The 15874-nt window shown below is 65.8% G+C and carries 14 protein-coding genes; 12 read left to right on the plus strand and 2 right to left on the minus strand.

Going from position 1 to position 15874, the window contains the following annotated elements; all coding sequences use genetic code 11:
- Positions 1 to 66: 66 nt before the first annotated feature.
- Genes M4486_RS03585 through purU form a run of 3 tightly spaced genes read left to right on the plus strand, consistent with a single transcriptional unit; the run spans position 67 to position 3274 of the window.
- Positions 67 to 1452, plus strand: coding sequence for an aminomethyl transferase family protein (locus M4486_RS03585; protein WP_249479737.1), 1386 nt, complete (start codon positions 67 to 69; stop codon positions 1450 to 1452).
- A complete protein-coding gene (locus M4486_RS03590) occupies positions 1449 to 2384 on the plus strand; it encodes a methylenetetrahydrofolate reductase (protein ID WP_249479739.1) in 936 nt (311 codons plus the stop codon). The genes M4486_RS03585 and M4486_RS03590 overlap by 4 nt, the downstream gene beginning before the upstream one ends.
- Positions 2381 to 3274, plus strand: coding sequence for a formyltetrahydrofolate deformylase (purU, locus tag M4486_RS03595; RefSeq protein WP_249479743.1), 894 nt, complete (start codon positions 2381 to 2383; stop codon positions 3272 to 3274). Before M4486_RS03590 ends, purU begins: the two co-directional genes overlap by 4 nt.
- On the opposite strand, the gene M4486_RS19900 is transcribed toward purU, so the two are convergent.
- Both M4486_RS19900 and M4486_RS03605 read right to left on the minus strand, forming a co-directional pair.
- Positions 3181 to 4383, minus strand: a complete 1203-nt coding sequence (locus tag M4486_RS19900) for a Bcr/CflA family efflux MFS transporter (protein ID WP_429798320.1) — start codon at positions 4381 to 4383, stop codon at positions 3181 to 3183. The two genes, purU and M4486_RS19900, sit on opposite strands and share 94 nt — an antisense overlap.
- A complete protein-coding gene (locus M4486_RS03605; RefSeq protein WP_249479747.1) occupies positions 4380 to 5366 on the minus strand; it encodes an FUSC family protein in 987 nt (328 codons plus the stop codon). Before M4486_RS03605 ends, M4486_RS19900 begins: the two co-directional genes overlap by 4 nt.
- A 213-nt stretch (positions 5367 to 5579) precedes the next feature.
- On the opposite strand from M4486_RS03605, the gene M4486_RS03610 reads away from it, so the two are divergent.
- From M4486_RS03610 to ppgK, 9 genes are all read left to right on the plus strand, one after another.
- Positions 5580 to 6767, plus strand: a complete 1188-nt coding sequence (locus M4486_RS03610; protein ID WP_249479749.1) for an ROK family transcriptional regulator — start codon at positions 5580 to 5582, stop codon at positions 6765 to 6767.
- 127 nt (positions 6768 to 6894) lie between these two features.
- Positions 6895 to 8226 (plus strand): MFS transporter, encoded by a 1332-nt coding sequence (locus tag M4486_RS03615; protein ID WP_249479751.1) that lies wholly within the window; start codon positions 6895 to 6897, stop codon positions 8224 to 8226.
- Positions 8227 to 8368: 142 nt separating this feature from the next.
- Positions 8369 to 10063: a GMC oxidoreductase gene (locus M4486_RS03620; protein ID WP_249479753.1), complete on the plus strand. Its 1695-nt coding sequence runs from the start codon at positions 8369 to 8371 to the stop codon at positions 10061 to 10063.
- Positions 10056 to 10526 (plus strand): C-glycoside deglycosidase beta subunit domain-containing protein, encoded by a 471-nt coding sequence (locus M4486_RS03625; protein ID WP_249479755.1) that lies wholly within the window; start codon positions 10056 to 10058, stop codon positions 10524 to 10526. Before M4486_RS03620 ends, M4486_RS03625 begins: the two co-directional genes overlap by 8 nt.
- A complete protein-coding gene (locus M4486_RS03630) occupies positions 10523 to 11644 on the plus strand; it encodes a sugar phosphate isomerase/epimerase family protein (RefSeq protein ID WP_249479757.1) in 1122 nt (373 codons plus the stop codon). The genes M4486_RS03625 and M4486_RS03630 overlap by 4 nt, the downstream gene beginning before the upstream one ends.
- Positions 11641 to 12879, plus strand: coding sequence for a lactonase family protein (locus tag M4486_RS03635; RefSeq protein WP_249479759.1), 1239 nt, complete (start codon positions 11641 to 11643; stop codon positions 12877 to 12879). Before M4486_RS03630 ends, M4486_RS03635 begins: the two co-directional genes overlap by 4 nt.
- Complete coding sequence (locus M4486_RS03640) at positions 12879 to 14045, plus strand: Gfo/Idh/MocA family protein (RefSeq protein ID WP_249479761.1); 1167 nt, start codon at positions 12879 to 12881, stop codon at positions 14043 to 14045. Before M4486_RS03635 ends, M4486_RS03640 begins: the two co-directional genes overlap by 1 nt.
- Before the next feature lie 17 nt (positions 14046 to 14062).
- Positions 14063 to 15079 (plus strand): sugar phosphate isomerase/epimerase family protein, encoded by a 1017-nt coding sequence (locus M4486_RS03645; RefSeq protein ID WP_249479763.1) that lies wholly within the window; start codon positions 14063 to 14065, stop codon positions 15077 to 15079.
- Complete coding sequence (gene ppgK, locus M4486_RS03650; RefSeq protein WP_249479765.1) at positions 15076 to 15819, plus strand: polyphosphate--glucose phosphotransferase; 744 nt, start codon at positions 15076 to 15078, stop codon at positions 15817 to 15819. The genes M4486_RS03645 and ppgK overlap by 4 nt, the downstream gene beginning before the upstream one ends.
- The last annotated feature ends 55 nt before the right edge of the window (positions 15820 to 15874 follow it).

The following is a 15874-nucleotide window of genomic DNA, read 5'->3' on the forward strand; positions in this document are numbered from 1 at the left end:
CGGTTCCATAAGTAGCGTGCGGAGGATCCATGGGCTCTGCGAGTCCCCCGTAGTGAAGGAGCTGCCGTGAACGCATCTGCCGCCGAAGCCATCGCCGCCGCCGGAGGGCCGTTGCCTGCCCTGCGCAACGCACAGGCTCTGCCCGCGATCTTCCCCGTCACCCCGGAGTTCACCAACTGGCGCTCCGAGCAGAGGGCGTGGCGCGAGTCCGTCGCGCTGCTCGATCAGTCGCATCACATGACCGACCTGTTCATCAGCGGCCCGGATGCGCTCCGTCTCCTCACGGACACGGGGGTGAACAGCTTCAAGAACTTCAGCCCCGGCCGGGCGAAGCAGTTCGTGGCCGTCAACCACGAGGGCTACCTCATCGGCGACGCCGTGCTGTTCCACCTGGAGGAGAACTCCTTCGACCTCGTGGGGTGGTACATGGTGCTCGACTGGGTGCAGTTCATCGGTGAGACCGGGGACTACGACGTGACCTTCGAGCGCGACTTCAACTCGATCATGCGCGAGAGCGGCGACCCGGTCCTCTACCGGTACGAGGTGCAGGGCCCTCGTGCGCTCCAGCTGATGGAGGACGTCCTGGGCGGCCCGGTCCCCGAGGCGAAGTTCTTCGGCATGGCAGACCTCGAGATCGCGGGGCACCGTGTCCGCTCCCTGCGCCACGGCATGGCCGGGCAGCCCGGCTTCGAGCTCTTCGGCCCGTGGGCGGAAGGGGACGACGTGCGCGACGCGATCCTCGCCTGCGGAGAGCGGCACGAGCTCGTGCGCGCAGGGGCGAAGGCCTACTCCACGGCGAATCTCGAGTCGGCATGGGTGCCCTCTCCGCTCGCGGCGATCTTCACCGGTGAGCGCATGGAGGAGTACCTGCGCTGGCTCCCCGCCTCGAGGATGGGCTCGATCGCGGGCAGCTTCGCGTCGGAGAACATCGAGGACTACTACAACACTCCGTACGACATCGGATACGGGCGCACGGTGAAGTTTGACCACGACTTCATCGGCCGCGCAGCGCTCGAGAGGATCGCGCAGGCCCCGCCGCGCACGAAGGTGAGCCTCGTGTGGGACCCGGAGGACCTCGCGGCCGCGCAGCGGTCCCTCTACGAGCCCGGCATCCCCGCGAAGTACGTCGAGTTCCCGAAGGCCCGGTACGGGCTCTTCCAGGTCGATGCCGTGCGCGCGGACGGGCGGGTCGTGGGGATCTCGCACGACGCGGGCTACATCGCCAACGAGCACGCGTTCATCTCCCTCGCGAGCATCGACAACGAGTTCAGCGAACCGGGCACCGAGGTCGAACTGCTGTGGGGGGAGGATCCCGTCTCGACCAAGCCCGCCGTGGAGGAGCACCGCCAGGTCGCGATCCGCGCCACCGTGGCACCCGCTCCCTACTCCCCGTTCGCGCGGGAGAAGTACCGGAAGAACGACCCGGCTCCGGCCCAGGAGATCCGGGCATGAGCGCGGACGCAGGAGCGCAGTCGCGGACCGTGACCTCTGACCCCCAGCTGAGCGGGAGTGCGAGGGCTCTCCTCCGGGACTGCTCGCTCGAGATGACGGCACGCGATGTGGCTTCTCTGGCCGACGCCGTGCCCCAGCTGCCGCCTCGCACGAGGATGCATCTGACCTTCCTGGAGAACGAGACGCTCCCGATGCGCCTGGAGGCCGCCCGCGCGGTGCGGGAAGCGGGTCTGGTGCCGGTCCCGCACATCGCGGCACGGAGGCTGAGGTCGGAGAAGGACCTGCGCGACTACCTGGAAGGGCTCGCGGAGCTCGGCGCATCGGAGAAGGTCTTCCTGGTCGGGGGCGACCCGGCACGTCCGGAAGGGCCCTACGAGGACGCTCTCTCCCTGATCCGTTCGGGCCATCTCCAGGAGCACGGCGTGCACGCCGCCGGCATCACCGGGTACCCCGAGGGTCACCCGCAGATCACCAACGATGCGCTTGAGCAGTCGCAGCGGCACAAGCTCGCTGCGCTCGCCGAGGCGGGCCTGGACACGTGGATCACGTCCCAGTTCTCCTTCGACGCGGACGCGGTCGCGGCGTGGATCGGCGGCCTCCGCCGGCAGGGAGTGACCGCCCCCGTCCGCATCGGTGCGCCGGGGCCGGCCGGGATCAAGCGCCTCCTGGGCTTCGCGCGGCGTCTGGGCATCTCCGCGAACACGAGCCTCATCAAGAAGTACGGCCTGTCGGTCACCCAGCTCGTGGGGCGCTCGACCCCTCAGGTCTTCGTCGAGAGGACGGCGTCAGCGCTGGGCAGCGTGGAGCACGGTACGACCGGGATCCACCTGTACACATTCGGCGGCCTCGAAGGATCCGCCGCCTGGCTGGCGCGGTCTGCCGCTCGGCCCACGGCCGGTCAGGAGGACGACCGAGAGGACGGGGACCGATGAGCGAGACACGGCCGCCGGGCCTCGGCGAGTTCCGACTGCTCGTCAGCGGGCCCGAGCACCCCGGGCTGTCCGCTGCCGTCAGCGGGGCGCTCGCGGAGCAGGGGGCGGACGTGGTCCGCTTCGATCAGCTGACGCCTGCCGCACCCGCCCCGGCAGATCACGCCGGACCGACGTCGTACCTGCGCGCTGCGTTCCGTGTGGAGGAGCCGGGCACCGGTGTGCCGCTCGTCGAACAGGCTCTCCACGAGCTGCTCGACGGGAAGGGGATGACATGGACGATCTCGGACGCCTCGGCGCCCAAGCGCATGATCATCCTGGCCTCGCGCTCGGACCACTGCCTGCTCGAACTGCTGTGGAGGCACCGACGCGGTGAGCTCGCAGCAGAGATACCCCTGGTCATCTCCAATCATCGGGACGTCCAGGCGGGAGTGGAGTTCTTCGGCATCCCCTTCGTGCACGTGCCCTCGGGCGGCGAGGACAAGTCCGCGTCGGAGGCGGAGATCCTCGAACTCGTGCGCGGCCGGGCCGATCTGGTGGTGCTGGCGCGCTACATGCAGGTGCTCTCGGAGGACTTCCTGCGGGCCATCGGTGCTCCCGTGATCAACATCCACCACTCGTTCCTCCCCGCATTCGTCGGGGCGGGCCCCTACCGCAAGGCCTGGGAGCGAGGGGTCAAGCTGATCGGTGCCACCGCTCACTACGTCACGCCCGAGCTGGACGCCGGTCCGATCATCGAGCAGGACGTCGCCCGCGTGGACCACACGTACGGGCCGAAGGATCTCCAGAAGCGCGGTGCCTATGTGGAGCGCGCGGTGCTCTCGAGGGCCGTGCAGGCACACCTGGAGGACAGGGTGGTGAGCAGGGACGGCCGGACGGTCGTGTTCGAGTGAGGGATGCTCTCAGTCCGTTCTCGCGAGGCCCGGCACCAGTGCCTCAGGGAGATTCTGCAACGCGATGGGCCGCTGGAATCGCTGGATGGCCGACAGGCCGACGGACGTATCTGCGTGAACCCGTTTCCCGATACAGAGAGAAAGATCAGAACACATGCAGTTCCGATGGGCGGGTTTCCTCCCGAAAGGAGTGCAAGGACGCCGAGGAGGATCGCGGCGCCGGCAGACATGCACGTGCCGATCGATCTGAGACGCCGTGAGGAGACCCGAGAGACCATCAACCTGAAGAGAATGCTGCACACGAGCAGACCGGTCGCGTTCACGGCGAAGATCGACGAGTACTCGGTGGCGGTGAGTGAGTAGTTGTTGCGAAGCACGAATGATGACCCACCGATGTATACGAAGAATCCCGCTGTGGCGAGACACTGGATCTCGACGGCCCTCCGGTAGCGGTGTTGGCTCACGAGTTGCATTGCGCGTTTTAGAAGGTCGCGAAGCTCAGTATGGCGATTCTTGACTGCCAGGGTTTCAGGGACGAGCGTTGCGACGATTGCCACCTGAGCAAGTCCTAGCGCCGTCATGAACGCGAAGACACAGCGCCAATCAAAGTGCGAGAGAATCAGCCCACCGATCGCGGGCGCACTGATCGGCGCTAAGAGCCCAATGGCCCCCAGGGTTCCGAATCGGCGTGCTGCGGCCGTCCCTGACCAGCAGTCAGATACTATCGCCCGTCCGATAGATGCCCCCGCGCCCGCGGAAGCTCCTTGCAGAACTCGAAGGGCGATGAGCAGTCCGATGTTCGAGGACATTCCCGCGACCGCAGACGTGACGACGAATAGGAGGGTGCTTGCGAGGAGTAGTGGGCGTCGACCAACACTGTCGCTGAGAGAACCTCCAGTGAGGAGGCCCAGCGCGAGCCCCACGATGCAGGCGGTGATCGTCAACTGGACGGCAGAAACGGTCGTGCCGAAGGCGGAGCGCAGCTCCGGAAGCGCCGCGAGGTAAGTGTCCGTGCAGAAAGGGCCCGTCGCCGTGATCAGCACGAGCGCTGCTAGTGGGGGCGAATGTGGCCCGCGGCCGACTTCTCGATCGGCGTGTGGTCTCTTCATGCGGACGCCTTGGTGAGGCTCGTGCGTCGGCCTTTGTCTCGCCCCCGCTGGCGCGGCACAAGGTGCAGAGCGGCCAGGAGCGCCGTCGTCACGGCGACACCCAGCGCGGTTTCTAGGATCCGGTCGAAGATGAGAGGGCCCGGGGCAGCATGGGACCCAGTTTCGGTGAGGATAAGCGCCATCGGCGTGATGAAGAAAACCGCTATCCCATAGTTGCGCGCGACGAACAATTCGGTCGCGAATTGGCATAGAGCGACCACGATGACCAGTGCCCAGCCAGGCGGCTCGAGCCAGAGGAATGCGTACGCAACAGTGACGCCGAGGATCGTGCCGCCCATGCGATGTCCGGTACGCACAAGCTGGTGGCGGAAGGTTATTCCCGCCAGCGGAACCGTGGCCGAGACCGCCGCCCAGAAGGGATGACCCAGGTGCAGGCCCAACGCGATGGCGCCAGCGAGTGGGGGAGCGATGGTGTAGAGCGCCACGAGTCGGCCCCTGGATGCCGTCCCGATCGTGTCGCGTGGGTCCAGGAGGCAGCGAGTGGTGAGGGCCGTGGAGTCCTGGACCAGCGCGATGGCGAGGCCGATAAGGAGGGCGAGCGTCGCGGATGAGCTCGCGACCAAGACAGCGACCGACAGGTCACTCCACGTGTGCGGCAGCGCCGCGATGGTGCCGGTGGAGAAGACGAGGAAGAGTGAGGGGACTGGTCTCCATCCCGTGACGCTGGTGACTGCAATGCCGAGGAGGGAGACCACTGCAATCGCCGCAAGCGCCAACGGAGTCTCTGCTCCCCGGATGGAGCCGATCACGCCGAGTGCAATCGAGATGACCATGGCAACGCCCACGACTGACTGCGTCAGGAGTCGGGGCAGCAGGGCGGCTTGCTTGCCGTAGACCGAGCCCATAGCGGCGAAGACGGCGTACGGGATGAGGTCCGTCCTGTCCGCAGCCATCAAGATGCCCAGGGGAAGGGTGACCGCCACTGCCACCTGGGTCGCACCCCATGCCAGCAGTCGGTTCCCTTTCGCGTGAACCGGCATCGGAGTGGGTCGCCTACCGGCGGGTGGCGCAGCCCCATCCGGGTCAACGCGATTGCTGGTGAGGTGTGGTGGCTCCATCCTCCTGGCTCCTTCGTCCGAGGGTCGGCTCTTCGACGGTCGGCTGACAATTTAGAGAGTGAACAGTAGGGTCGTGTCATGGCACAGACTAATCCAGACCGTCGTCCCGGGCTCTCGACCCTCCGGAGAGCGAACATTGAGCTGGTCCTCGATGCCCTACGACTGAAGGGACCGTCGTCGCAAGCAGGGCTGGCCCGCGAGACGGGACTGTCTCCCGCGACTATCACGAGCATCGTGCGGACTCTGGTGTCGTCGGGGCGAGTGGAGACGCGGGCGCTAAACAAGCGGGAGACCGTTGTGACGCTCGCGCCGCAGACGGGCAGGTATGTCTCGGTGTCGGTGAGGCCCAAGACGATGCATGGCGTGCTGGTCGACTTCACGGCCGAGCGCTACTGGGAGGCATCGGTGCTGACACCGGAGCACGACGGGGAAGGGCCCGGAGCCTACGTGCGCCTCGTGGGCGAGCTTCTCGCTCTCGCCGGCCTCGAGCGGTCGGATCTCTCGGGAGCTGCTGTGGGCATGCAGTGCCCCATCTCGAGGGCGAGTGGAGAGGTCGCCTCGTGGGCCGGCACACGTCTGCCCGGTTGGAAGAGCATCCCTGTTGCTGCGCACCTGGAGGAGCTGCTGGGAGTTCCCGTGATCGTGGACAATGACGCGAATCTTGGAGGACTCGCCGAGTGGAGTTGGGGTGCGGGCCAAGGAGACGGAGTGCTGTTCTATGTGCTCTCGTCCTCGCACGTCGGCGGTGCCATCGTGTTGGACGGCGAAGTGCTGCGTGGGGCGGACGGTCTCGCCGGCGAGATCGGGCACATGGTCGTCGACAGCTCTGGCCCCATGTGTGAGTGCGGAAGTCGAGGGTGTCTGGCGGTCTACGCCTCCGAGCGCGCCATCATCGGGGCCCTGAGGTCCGAGGGGTCCTTCGCCTCGCTGCCCGACGTGATCGGCGCCGCCCGGGAGGGCGACTTGAGGGCTCGTGGTGTCCTGTTCGACGTGGGGCGGCAGATGGGGCGTGCCCTGGCGGATGTGGGCAAGCTCCTCGCGCCCAACACCATCGTGCTCGGAGGCGAGCTCGGGCGAGCCGGAAGCCTTCTGCTCGCGGGTCTCAGAGCGTCGATCGAGGTGACCAGTCTTCGAGCGGTCTCCCCGTCGATCCAGTTCCGGCCCGCCCAGCTCGTTGCGGGCGAAGTCGAGCTCGGCGGCATCGCAGCACTCCTGCGAAGCGAGGGTGCAGATGTCAGCGAGCTACCCGCCTGGCTCCGGATGTAGCACGAACTGTTCGTATGGCGAACACTGGATGTTCGCGCTTGACAACTAGTGTTCAAACCATGAAGATCATCGCCGACAGATCGACGGTATGACCGTTCGAACCCTTAACGGTTGAAGGATCTCAACGATGAGAAGCGACTCGAGGACGAGGACTGCAGTACGCGGGGGCCGCGACGGTGGCGGCATCGACGGTGGGGAGTCGACCGCGGACACGCGTGCTGACGCGCCGATGTTCATGCGGCTCGTGGCGATGATGCTGCTGCAGTTCATGGTGTTCGGGTCCTGGTTCGCCACCTTTGGCCTGGTGCTCGTGACGAACGGCCTCGGATCCGTCATCGGACTGGCCTACTCGCTCGCCGCGGTCGCAGCGATCGTCTCGCCCATGTTCCTCGGCGCGATCGCTGATCGCTTCCTGGCTTCGCAGAAGGCCCTGGGAATCGCCCACCTGTGCGGCGCAGCCGTCATGCTGCTGCTCCCATCGGTGGTGACAGCGGCAAATGGCGCACTCGCTCTGGGCTTGATCTTCCTCTACATGGTCTTCTTCCAGCCGACGCTGGGCCTGGTCAACTCCATTGGCCTGCGTCACCTCGGGGGCAACGAGAAGCTCTTCCCCTACATGCGCGTCTTCGGGACGCTGGGATGGGTGCTGGCCGGAGTGGGAGTCGGAGCGCTGGGGCTCTCGGCGTCGACCCACCTGTTCTACGTCACCGCTGCAACCAGTTTCGTCTACGGGATCTATGCGTTCTCGCTCCCGTCGACGCCGGCTCCCGCCAAGGGGGTCAGATTCACCATCGGTGACATCGTGGGCGCCCGCGCCTTCAAGCTTTTGAAGAGTCGGAACTTCCTGACGCTGATCATCTGCGCCGTGCTCACGGCGATCGCTCTCGGGGTCTACAACTCCTACGCTTCTCCGTTCCTCGGGGCTCTCGGCATCACGAACGTCGCGGGTGTTCTCGCTGTCGGCCAGGCGGCCGAGGTCGCCTTCATCCTGACCATCCCGTGGGTGGTCAAGCACGTCGGCATGAAGTGGGCGCTGTTCGCGGGCATGGTGATGTGGGGGATGCGGTTCCTCGTGTTCATCGCTGCGGGCCTCGTGTCCAGCACGGGTCTCGCGATCCTCGGTGTCGCTCTCCAAGGGATCTGCAACGACTTCTTCCTCGTGCTCGCCGCGATGTACATCGGCGAGGTGGTTCCCGTGAAGTACTCCGCGCAGGCGCAGAGCATGCTGATTCTTGCCGTATCCGGCGTCGGGCAACTCATCGGCTCCCTCGTGTCCGGAGAGGTGTTCGGCGCGACGGTGGGCGCGAACCAGGCGGCTACCGCCGCCGACTGGACGCCGGTGCTGATCATCCCGGTCTTCTCGGCGGCCATCACCGCCGTGGTGTGGGCCGTGTTCTTCCACGATGCGCGTCGGGACTCCGACAGCACGAAGCCCGCGCCGTTGGAGGTGGGGCCGTGATCCTTTCGCCAAGGGTGCCGTGTTCGTCTCCGAGTCAGATCTCTGGAAGGTCGCAACGACTGGGGCTGCGCGAACTGCGCGGTCCGACCGGATTCTCGTGAGCGTCGAATACATAATTTTTTTAGACTGAAAGAGAAGCACTGTGACTGATTCCCTCGGTAAGCACTACGACGCGATCGTGGTCGGTTCGGGACCTGCGGGTGCCACGGCGGTCAAGGAGCTCACGGAGCGCGGGCTCGAGGTTCTTCTGCTCGAGGCGGGGCGGGAGATCACCGAAGATGACTTCGTTCCTGGTCCGCCGACCCCTCCTGCCGCGATGAGCATCGATCTGGGTGGCCGTGCCCGGGCCTTCATGCGCGGACAATTCGTGCAGGCCCGTCGCGCCATGTACCAGCCTCAGAAGGACCCGTTCCTGGTCAACGACTTCCAGCAGCCCTACTCCACCAAGGACGGAGATTTCCTCTGGATCCGAGGTCAGCAGCTGGGCGGACGATTCCACTCCTACGGTCGCATGCTGCTTCGCGGTTCTGACCACGAGTTCAAGGGACGCTCTCTCACCGGACGGGGCGAGGACTGGCCGATCTCATACGCCGATCTCGAGCCCTACTACGACAGTATTGAAGAGTTCCTCGGTCTCTACGGCAATTCGGACGATATCGAGAACCTCCCCAACGGTGTGTACCGGGGGCCGTCGCTGCTGACGGAGGCGGAGAAGCGATTCCAGCAGATCGTCGCCGAGCGCTGGCCGGAGAGGAAGGTCGTCGGGTGGAGGTACGCCGCACCGAACCTGCACCGTGTGCCCCTCGGGGTGGTCGCTGCGCGTGAGACCGGCCGACTGACCGAGCGGATGAACGCAGTGGTCAACCGCGTGACCATCGATTCCCGTACCGGTCTCGCCGATGGTGTGGTGTTCATCGACCGGCACACGAAGCAGGAGCACCGAGCAACGGCAGACACCGTCGTGCTGTGCGCTTCGACGATCGAGTCGATCCGCCTGCTGCTGAACTCGGCCGGGTCGGGGCACCCGGACGGGCTGGGGAACTCCTCCGGCCTGCTCGGCAAGTACTTCATGGACCAGACTCCGAGTCTGCTCTTCGGCGATGATCCGAACCATCCCGGGTTCGAGCGGATCGATCCGGCCCCCGCTGACCCGTACTACCCGCCGGTCGGTGGCGTCTACATCCCGCAGTTCGACAATCTCGACACCATCACGAATCCGTCGATCCAGCACGGCTGGGCGATGCAAGGGACCGTCGGCCGGATTCCCGTGCCCGAGGGGCACGGGGGCACGGTCGGCCTGATGGGCTTCGGCGAGATCGAACCGATCCGCGACAACAACGTCACCATCAGCCGCAGGCGCAAGGACCATTGGGGGATCCCGGTTCCTCGCATCCGACTCGCGGTCGGGGAGAACGAGCGGAACCTCATGCGTGCACAGGTCTCGGGCCTGAAGGAGATGGCGCTTGCCAGCGGGTATCGCATCAACTTCGCCGGCTCCCCGTTGGGGCTCGACTCGAAGAAGGTGTGGCCGAACGCGGATCCGATCAGCCGGGCCATGTTCATCCTCGCCTTCAAGAAGAGCGTCTCGATGGGTGCCGCCATCCACGAGTGCGGGGGCGCCCGCATGGGGTCGGACCCGTCGACCTCGGTGGTCAACTCGCACAACCAGAGCTGGGACGTGCCCAACCTCTTCGTCACGGATGCGAGCACGTACGTGACCAACGGTGCTGTAGGACCGACCCTCACGATCATGGCGATGACTGCTCGCGCCTGCGAGTTCATCGCCGAGCAGCACCGATCCGGCGACCTCCACAAGAAGGGTGCATCGCATGTTTGATAACTTCCTCGTCCGGCACGACAGTCTGCGGAACACCGTGATCGATGGTGAGGTGGTCGGATTCCGTCTCGCCGTGAGGAACGCGAACTATCGCGGTGTCTATCTCTCCCTGCACAACGGGTATTTCCTCGAGGTCGACGGCGTGCCCTTCGACCGTTCAGTGCAGACTTTCGAGATCAACGGCCAGGTGCCGCGCACATTCGAAGAGCTCTGCGAAGCCACATGGGAGCACTGGGACTACGACGACGAAGGGATCCTTCACGTCGCGCTTCCGGGCGGGCTCGCCGCGGGCGAGCACGTGGTGAGGCTTCAGCAGTCCGTGCTCGCGGCTTACGGATACCTGCCCACTGATGAGGAGTGGGTGGTCAACCCGCCCGAGCCCGGCACCGGAGCGGGCTCCGACAAGACCCCTCACATCATCTCCTACCGCCTGCCCCTGACCGAGGAGGTCGAGACCCGATGACCATTCGCCGCGGCGTCTCGCTGTACAGCTACCAGCAGTCCCAGTTCTTCAAGCAGCTCAATCTCGAGGACCAGATCCGGGAGGTGGGCGCCGAGCTCGGTGCACAGGGCATCGAGATCATCGACGAGATGTCCCTCCACTATCCGGACCCCGGTGAGGAGTTCGTCCGTCGATGGTTCGGGTGGATGGAGGCCTACGGGACGACCCCCGTCGCGATGGACGTCGGCTTGGACGTCCTGCAGTTCCGCGACCACGTGATGACCCATCGAGAGGCCGCGGACCGCCTGGTCCATGACATCCGCCTTGCTCATAGGCTCGGCTTCCGCAATGTGCGCACCCTCTCGGTGGTTCCCGTCGATGTCATCGAGATGGCTCTGCCGGTCGCGGAGGAACTGGACATCCGCTTGGGCAAGGAGGTCCACCAGCCCATGCGACTGGAGGGAGAGCAGGTCTCCGAGATCATCGATCTCGCCCAGCGCACGGGCAGCTCGCACGTGGGGATCGTGCCGGACTTCGGGATCTTCCAGTTCCGGCTCTCCGAGGCGCAGCTGCAGTGGTTCGGTCGCCAGGGTGCCCAGCTCTCTGCACGCAAGGCATCCGTGGATCTTGCGCTCGCCATCACGGAGGGCACCGCACCACTGGACCACACGGCGATGTTCGCGCACACCGCCGGCAACATCCGCTCGGACTTCACGAGATTCCTCGCCTCCGGAGCTGCACCGGCCGATGAACAGAATGCGTTCGAGGCTGTTCGGACCTGGACCGACGAGCGGGTCGAGGATCCGGGGGCCATCGATTACACGGTGGTGGCCGAGTCCCTCCTTTTCTCCCACACGGATCCGAACCGTCTTCGAGATCTCGTGCCCTACGTGACCCACGTCCACGCGAAGTTCAACCACATGACCGAGATCCCCGGCCACCCGGGCGAGTACGAGGAGGCGGCGATCGACTACCCGTCAGCCATCCGCGCCCTGCAGGATGGCGGCTTCGACGGCTTCGTGAACTCCGAGTACGAAGGTCAGCGCTACTGGCAGGACCGCGGGGTGGAGGACCTCGAGAACGAGGTGGAGCAGGTGCGCCGCCATCAGCAGATGCTCACCCGGCTGGTGGGCGCATGAGCGCCGGACCGAAGGATGTGGGCGCCGAGCACGCCTCGACGGTGCTCGCCTACGTCGGCTCCTATGCCGATGAGAGCGATCGAGGTGGGATCACCCCTCTTCTGGTCGGCGACGGTGGTGCCTCCTTGGCGCCGCAGAAGCCTGTGACGGCACCGGACCAGGCCGGCTACCTTGCATATCGTCCCTCCACGGCCACGATGTATGCCGTCGACGAGCGCAAGACCGACGGACGCGGGCCTGTGCAGCCGCCAGCGGCAGTGCACGCGTTCACCGTGGGTGAAGGCGGGCGTCTGACTCAGCTGTCCACTGCTCCGGCGCTCGGGCCCTTCCCCACCTACCTCGTCGTCGTCGAGGGCCGCGACCTCCTGGTCTCGATCTCCCACGGAAGCTTCGAGCACATCGAGCGAGTGGTGCGCGATCCCGATGGCACCTGGCACACGGAGTACGTCTACGACGATTCGACCGTGGTCTGCTACGCGCTCGACGACGACGGCGGCATCGGTGCCGTGAGTGATGTGCAGGTTCTCGAAGGCCACGGAGTGGATCCGAATCCCTCGCCGCAGGCAGGAGGCCACGGCCAGGCGAGCGCACACGCGCACTGCGCAGTGGTCGATCCCTCGGGGCGGTATCTGCTGGTGACGGACAAGTCCACCGACCGGATCTACGTGTTCGAGATCGATCGACAGCTACGCCAGGTCTCGGTGTACCAGGCCCCGCCGGTCACCGGCCCGCGACACCTGGTCTTCCACCCCCGCCAGAGCCGGCTCTTCGCGACCTACGAGTTCTCCTCGCAGTTGGTCTCTCTGGACTTCGATCCGTCGACGGGCACGCTCACAGCGATCGATGCGATCAGCACCGTCGCAGGGGACCCGGGTCGGTTGAACGAGCCGGCGGACATCCACATCCATCCCCGCGGGGACGTCGTGTATGTCAACAACCGAGGTGAGGACTCGCTGGCATGGTTCGACGTCAGCAGTGATGGATACCTGACGCGTCGGGGCCAGGTGCAGCTGGGGGAGTCCATCCACCCCGGTCTGGCGGCGCGGAGTTTCGCCGTCGACCCCGAGGGAGCGTTCCTCCTGGTCGCCGATCGCCCTTCCGGTCTCGTGCGCAGCTATTCCATAGGGACCGACGGCGCGCTCAGTCCGCTGGCGGAGGTGACCGTTCCCAATCCGGCCGCGGTCATCATTCCGTCGCCGACTGACAACGGACAGTACGAAGGAGCCGCGTCGTGATGACGACCCCTGCAGCACGCGCCGAGGGCCTGCGCGTGGCGATCCTCGGCGCGGGGATGATCGGAACCGTGCATCGGCGGGCTGCACTCCTCAACGGCGCGCAGCTCGTCGGTGTCATGGCCTCCTCGTCCGAGCGCTCCGAACAGGTGGCCGAGCAGTGGCAGACGACACCGATCGCCCGGATCGAGGAGCTGGCCGACCTCGCGCCCGATGTCGTGCACGTATGCAGCCCCAATGGACTCCACGTCGAGCATGTGGAGTCGGCACTCGCTGCCGGCGCCCACGTGATCTGCGAGAAGCCGCTGGCCATCGATACCCTCGACGCCCGACGCCTGGTCGAACGCGCACGGGCGCATGATCGTCTTGCGGCCGTTCCGTTCGTGTATCGGTTCCATCCCTTGGTGCGGGAGATCCGCGACCGGGTGCGCACCGGTGACTTCGGTGCGGTGCAGCTCATCCACGGTAGCTACCTGCAGGACTGGCTGCTCTCGCCCTCGGCCACCAGCTGGCGAGTCGACTCAGCCGTGGGCGGACCCTCGCGCGCATTCGCGGACATCGGCTCCCACTGGTGCGACCTGATGGAGTTCATCACCGGGGAGAGAATCGCGTCGCTCACCGCCGCGACAGCGATCACGGTTCCTCAGCGTCCCGCCACGGCAGCGCCCACCTTCTCAGCAGGCGATGCCACAGGCCCCCTTGTCGAGGTCAACACGGAAGATGCGGCTTCCATGATCTTCCGAACCGAGAGCGGGGCGCTCGGCAACGTCACGATCTCGCAGGTGTCTGCCGGGCGGAAGAACCGATTGTGGATCGAGGTCGATGGGGCCGAGCGCTCCGCCGTCTTCGACCAGGAGAATCCCGAGACGATCTGGCTCGGAGGCGAGGACCGCGCGGAGGTGCTCCAGCGCGACCCCGGCCACGGCAGCGCCGAGCAGCGCCGGCTCTCCACCCTGCCCGCAGGACATGCCCAGGGCTACGCGCAGTGCTTCGAAAACTTCGTGGCGGACGTCTACCGCGCCGTCAAGGGCAGCGTGCCCGATGGTCTGCCGACGTTCGACGACGGTCTGCGGTCCGCGCAGATCGTCGATGCGGTGCTCACGTCCGCGGACTCCGGCGGGTGGATCGACGTCCCGAGCATGCAGCACGCCCCTTCCAGCATCTGCTGAAACCACGAGAGAGAAGCATGAACCAGAAGAATCGACAGCCGGTCACCCTGTTCACAGGGCAATGGGCAGATCTGCCTTTCGAAGAGGTCGCGCGTCTCGCGTCCGAATGGGGATACGACGGTCTCGAGATCGCCGCCAGCGGGGACCATCTGGACCTCAAGAGAGCCGATGAGGACGACGCCTACCTGCACTCGCGTCAGGAGATCCTCGAACGCCATGGACTGAAGACATGGGCGATCTCGAACCACCTCGCCGGGCAAGCAGTGTGCGATGACCCGATCGACTTCCGCCACCGCGCGATCGTGCGCGACTACGTCTGGGGCGACGGAGACGCAGAGGGCGTGCGCCGTCGCGCCGCCGAGGACATGAAGCGTGCCGCCCGCGTCGCTCGGAAGCTGGGGGCGGACACCGTCGTCGGCTTCACCGGGTCTGCAATCTGGCCTTACGTTGCAATGTTCCCTCCGGTGCCCGCTGACGTCATCGACGCCGGGTATGAAGACTTCGCGCGCCGGTGGAAACCGATCCTCGAAGTGTTCGACGGCGAGGGAGTGCGCTTCGCCCACGAGGTGCATCCCTCCGAGATCGCCTACGACTACTGGACCAGCGTGCGTGCTCTCGAAGCCATCGATCATCACCACGCATTCGGGTTCAACTGGGATCCCTCCCACATGGCCTGGCAGGGCATCGACACGGTGGAGTTCATCTCGGACTTCGCAGATCGGATCTACCACGTCGATTGCAAGGACACGCGCATTCGCAGGGCGAGCGGGCGGCAGGGAATCCTCGGCTCCCATCTGGCGTGGGGCGATCCGCGCCGCGGGTGGGACTTCGTCTCCACAGGTCACGGCGACATCCCCTGGGAGGACGCGTTCCGCGCGCTTGCCAGTATCGGATATGACGGCCCCATCTCCATCGAGTGGGAAGACGCGGGGATGGACCGCCTGCACGGCGCCAGCGAAGCAGTCCAGTACATCCGGTCTCTTTTGTGGAAGCTTCCGGAAGCCGCGTTCGACAGCGCGTTCTCGAACCAATGAGCGCGCGCCAGGCCATCGGCATCGATATCGGTGGAACAGGAATCAAGGGGGGAGTGGTCGACCTCGACTCGGGAGAGCTCGTAGGGGATCGGCTCGTTGTCCCCACTCCCGAGGGTGGACGTCCGCAGGACGTTGCACGGGTGACGCAGGAAGTCCTGGAGAACGTGGACTCGGCGGGGAGGGCCGTCGGCGTGTGTGTGCCGGCGGTCGTCCGTCAAGGACGAACGCTCTCCGCTGCGAACATCTCTGCCGAGTGGATCGGTCTCGATGCTGAAGGGCTCTTCCAACACACTCTCGGGCGTCCTGTGCGGCTGATCAACGATGCCGATGCAGCTGGCCTCGCGGAGGTCCGCTTCGGAAGGGGCACTGCACCTCCTGGCGTCACCCTCGTCATCACCCTCGGCACGGGGATCGGCAGCGCGCTGTTCATCGACGGTGCCCTCGTCCCCAACACTGAGCTTGGGCACCTGAAGATCGACGGCGAGATTGCCGAACGCCGCGCGGCGTTTTCCAGCCTGCGTCGTGAACAGCTCGAATGGCGCGAGTGGGCCGGCCGGATATCGAGATATATTCGTGACATCGAGCGGCTGTTCTCTCCGGATCTGATCGTCATAGGCGGCGGCGGCAGTGCCCACTTCGATCACTTCGCCCATCACCTCGAGGTTTCCACCCTCATCCGATGCGCACGGTTTCACAATAACGCCGGAATCGTCGGAGCCGCCACACTCGCGCGCTCATAACGCAATCCGTCAGCGAGTTTTCATTCGAATCCCAAAGAGGGGCACTTTCAATGGC

The organism is Brachybacterium kimchii, from assembly GCF_023373525.1.
Taxonomy (GTDB): domain Bacteria; phylum Actinomycetota; class Actinomycetes; order Actinomycetales; family Dermabacteraceae; genus Brachybacterium; species Brachybacterium kimchii.